The sequence below is a fragment of the Mesorhizobium sp. M5C.F.Ca.IN.020.29.1.1 genome, assembly GCF_003997375.1.
In the GTDB taxonomy this organism is placed as follows: domain Bacteria; phylum Pseudomonadota; class Alphaproteobacteria; order Rhizobiales; family Rhizobiaceae; genus Mesorhizobium; species Mesorhizobium wenxiniae.
This window is the reverse complement of record NZ_RZSW01000522.1, coordinates 1-4470: the sequence shown is the minus strand read 5'-3', so window position 1 is coordinate 4470 and position 4470 is coordinate 1. Positions and strand designations below refer to the sequence as shown.

At 62.1% G+C, this 4470-nt stretch carries 3 protein-coding genes; 1 reads left to right on the top strand and 2 read right to left on the bottom strand.

Annotated elements, in window-relative coordinates; translation table 11 throughout:
• Window positions 1-104 precede the first annotated feature (104 nt).
• Both EOA85_RS28730 and EOA85_RS28725 read right to left on the bottom strand, forming a co-directional pair.
• The gene (locus tag EOA85_RS28730) at window positions 105-1265 is read right to left on the bottom strand and encodes an MFS transporter (RefSeq protein ID WP_127212007.1); all 1161 of its coding nucleotides are present in this window, start codon (window positions 1263-1265) and stop codon (window positions 105-107) included.
• A gap of 125 nt (window positions 1266-1390) precedes the next feature.
• The gene (locus EOA85_RS28725) at window positions 1391-3259 is read right to left on the bottom strand and encodes a phospholipase D-like domain-containing protein (protein WP_127212006.1); all 1869 of its coding nucleotides are present in this window, start codon (window positions 3257-3259) and stop codon (window positions 1391-1393) included.
• Window positions 3260-3488: 229 nt separating this feature from the next.
• On the opposite strand from EOA85_RS28725, the gene EOA85_RS28720 reads away from it, so the two are divergent.
• Window positions 3489-4470, top strand: a 982-nt coding sequence (locus tag EOA85_RS28720) for a trimethylamine methyltransferase family protein (RefSeq protein ID WP_206523394.1), incomplete at its 3' end; no start/stop codon positions are given.

Sequence of the window (4470 nt, the reverse complement as noted above, 5' to 3'; positions counted from 1 at the left end):
ATTCGAGACCATCTACGCGGGATGCATCCCTCTGAATACCACGCCAATTGTGATTTATGGGCGATTTCCAGATGGCAAGGAAATGAAGGCACCCCGCAATTGTATTAGACAGCTCGCCCCCGCAATACGGTTGTGACCGCCAACGCCAGGCAAATGGCGCCGAGCGTGATCGGCAGCCCGTCCGCACCGAGAATATCCATGGCGCCGCCCGCCAGCGGGGGCACGGCGATGCCGCCGACGCCCCACATCAGCGAGAAGGCGGCGTTGCCGGCGACCAGTGCCGAGCCGGTGAACCGCTCGCCAAGCTCGATGATCGACATCGTGTAGATGCCGTAGGAGACCGCACCCCAGATAAAGACGCATGGCCAGATCAGCGGCGTCTCGATGAGAACCGGCAACAGCACGCATCCGAGCATCGTTAGCGATACACAGATAAATCGGACCAGACGCGCCGTCAGCCGTTCCGCCAGCAGGCCGAGCGGCACCTGCATTGCGATATTGCCGGCGATCATCATCGACAGCAGCGCCGACATGCGTGTTTCCTCGATGCTGTAATGCGCTCCGTAGACCGGCAGCAGTGCCAGTACCGCCTGTTCGAAACCAGCGGCCACGACAACCGCCGACAACAGCAGCCATGCCATCGGCATGAACCCCATGACCGAAACCCGGTGCCCGGCCTCATCGACCTTCGGCAGCCGTCGCAGCACCAGCGCCAGGCAGGAGCCGCAAAAAACGAATGCGGAGATGCCGACGAGAAACGGCGGCCAGCCTTCGGTGCCGACGGCAAGCAGGCACAGCGGGCCGGCGGCGAAACCAGCCGAAATGACTGTGGAATAGACCCCCATCACGCGGCCGCGGCGCAACGGCGGCGCCAGCGCGATCACCCAGATCTCGCTCAGCACATAGAGTGGATTGGTAACCACGCCGATCAGGAAGCGCAGCGGAAACCAGAGATAGACATTTTGCGTCCAGCCGATCAGCGCCAGCATGATCGCGGAAAGAGCTGCGCAGGTGAGCGCCGTGCGCCCCGCCCCGAACCGGCGCGCCAGCGACGGGATCAGCGGCGACGAGACGATAAAGCCGACCGGCGTCATTGCCGCCGAGAGGCCGATCATGGCCGGCGAGACGCCCTGGCGCTGCAGGATGAAGCTCAACAGCGGATAGCTCAGCCCTTGCGCGATGGCGAACACCGAAACGGTGGCGATCACGCCGGTGATCGCCGCCCACTGCATTGTCTCGCCGCTGTTCTCTTCCGCCAGGTCCATGATCCGCACCAATAAGAACCTGCACGATTAGCGTTTCGGCGCCGTGCCGGGAAGCACCGGCGGCAAGAACCGCTTGCGCCAGCCAGAGCATGACTTGTCAAGAGTTCCCGGCACCATTCAGACCACTACGGAAAATACCGGGCAATCGCCCCCTTCCTGCCCTCCGCGTAAGGCTTCAGCCACTTGTCGTCGATTGAGAGCCCATCATTGTCCGACGGTCCTTCTCCAATCGTTCTGCGCCAGGCGCGGAACTTGTAGTGGTCGAACACGTCGAGCATATGCACCGCAAAGGCCGCAGCGAACGTCTTGTCGCCTTCTACAATCACCATGTTCTCGTCGTTTTCATAGGACGCCTTGTAGCCAAGGTTGTGGCTGCCGGCGATGACGGTCGCGTTGTCGGCCATCGGATCGATGATGACGATCTTGTCGTGCACGATCGCATGGCCGACGGTCAGCACTTCCGCCTGGAAATCCCGCGCAACGGATGCCCCCGTCAGGTTGGCCGCCCTGACGATGGAGACGTTCGGCGCCTCCCAGACCCTCTCCGGAAAGACGAATGGCGATTTGCCGTCCTTGTTCGATTTGCGGGTGACCGGATCCCTGGTCGGGGCAACATAGTTGGGCATGGCGGTGTGATCGCTGATTGCGCCTTGCACGATCAGCTTTGGATTCGCCGTCGCCGCCGCGACCGCCTGATCGACGACCGAATTGTTGCCAAGCCGCGAAGGATTGAACACGAGAAAGAGCACCGCCTCCTTCGCCGCCTTGATCCGTGCGAAAACGTCCTCGAGATCGACAGGCCGCACCGAGATGTCCTTTTTGCTGCGGTCGGGATCGTTTGGCGAGAACCAGATGGTGGTCCCACTGACATGGTTCGGTGTGCGATTCTTCAGGCGAAACGGCTTGCCTTGCTTCTGCGCCACACGTCCGGCAGCGCTTTCGCTCGCCGGCGGCGGGAACACGTCGGCCTTCATCCGCTCCCAATAGGCATCGAACACTTCGGCCATGGCAGGGTCGTCGCGGATAAAGGCGTTGTTGGACTGTCCGCAAATGCCCGTCGACGTCCAGTTGGTGCTGCCGGTCATGACCGCTTGCGGATTGCCCTGGGCATCGCGGTAGACGGCAAATTTGTTATGGCCGATATGGTTGTTGTTGAACAGACGGTCGGTCAGCACGACGCCCGCCTCGCGAAGCCGCTTTCTGAAGGGCGCGTTGCCCGCGTCCCACGCCTTCGTTTGTTCATCCCTGCCCGAATTCGAAAGAATGACGTCGACGACATCCTTGGCGTCGATGATCGCGTCGCACAATTCGTCATCGGCAAGTTCATAGAGGGCAAGCCTGACAGTGCCGCCCTCGGCCTTGGCCCGTTTCATCAGGCTGGTGAGCACATCCGGAACCTCGCCGTGTAGATAGGCGCGTATCTTGCTGCCGGGACGCTGAAGCTCGTCCCTGATCTTATCGCGTTGCCCGACCTTGATGCCGGCGTCTTCCAGGGCGCGCGACAACCATTGCGTCGAGAGTACGCCGTTGGTGAAGGCGAGCCGCGCCTTGCCGAACATCGATCCCAGAAAGATGGTCGGGCTGACGGCACCTTGTCCGAGATAGCCGAGCGGCCGCGCCGCTCCGGTATAGGCTTTCTCGGGGCGCACCGGCACCGGATCGAGCCCGGGCCTCATGTCACCGACCGGACGCACCCGGTAGGCGACCAGTTCGCCATCCGGCCTGATCTCAAGGCTGTCGCGGCGCCGCCGCACCGTAAGATCGCGCCAGAATGTCTTCTGCACCGGCCAGACGCCGGTATCCTGCGGAATCCAGTCCTTGTTGCGTTGCCCTTTGAAAGGCACCCAGGACGCCAGACAGCGTTCCTCGCCGGTGCCGGGATAGATGCGGACGATTTCGAAGCCGAGACAGCCGTCGATCATTCCGTCAATATCCCAGGCAATGAAGGCGACTTCGTTGTTGGTCGCTGCACGCACGCTGACAACATCCGACACGGAAATAGTCTCCCTCAGGGCGGTTTTATTCAATGTACTTACTCAATATGACGTGATCGCAACGTGACATGTTTCACAGTTCGGGGCACAGACCTGGTTTCGCCCTGGTGCGTCCGGCTGGCGAGCTGTCATGTCGCTTCCCTCGTCCTAGTGGTCGTCGCCTCCGCAATGGCGGGACAGCCGGCGGTCCATTATGCCGCCGCACTTATCGCAGCGTACGAGGACTATCATGACCGCCGCCCTTCATCCCGCCGAACCGGCATTGGCAAACGACCGCGCCCGTCGCGGCGGCCGCGCGGGAAAGCGCGCCGGCGGATCAGCGGCGTTCGAGCAGCCGCCGTTCCGCCAACTGAAAATCCCGCTGACGCCGACGAAGCTGGTCTCCGACGACGAGCTGGAATCGATCCACCTCGCATCGCTCCGCGTTCTCAGGGAAATCGGCGTCGAAGTGCTGCACGACGAGGCCCGGCGCATCATGAAGGCGCATGGCGCGGATGTCCGTGAAGGCAGCGAGCGGGTGCGCTTCGACAGCGACATGATCCTCGAGCTGGTTTCCCACTGCCCGTCGGAATTCACCATCCATGCCCGCAATCCGGCGCACAATGTCCGCTTCGGCGGTGACAATCTGATCATCTCGATGATGGCGTCGGCGCCTAATTGTTCCGACATCGACCGCGGCCGCCGGCCGGGCAATCAGCAGGACTACCGCAACTTCCTCAAGCTTGCGCAGATGCACAACATCCTAAACTGCACGGGCGGCTATCCGGTCGAGCCGATCGACATCCATCCGTCCGTCCGGCACCTCGAATGCATCCGCGATCTGAGCGTGCTAACCGACAAGGTGTTCCACATCTATTCGCTCGGCAAGGAGCGCAATGTCGACGGCATCGAGATCACCAGGATCGCGCGCGGCATCAGCGGCGAACAGCTTCTCGAAGAGCCATCGGTGTTCACCATCATCAACACCAATTCGCCGCTCAAGCTCGACGTGCCGATGATGGAAGGTATCATCCAGATGTCGAGCAAGGGCCAGGTCGTCATCGTGACGCCGTTCACCCTGTCGGGCGCCATGGCGCCGGTGACCATCGCCGGCGCGCTGGTGCAGCAGAATGCCGAAGCGCTGTCCGGCATTGCCTTCGCCCAGATGGTGCGCAAGGGCGCGCCAGTCGGCTATGGCGGTTTCACCCCCCACGTCGACATGAAATCCGGCG

Excerpts from the sequence above, each read along its gene's own strand:
- EOA85_RS28730 (WP_127212007.1), bottom strand. The coding sequence starts at position 1,265 with ATGGACCTGGCGGAAGAGAACAGCGGCGAGACAATGCAGTGGGCGGCG.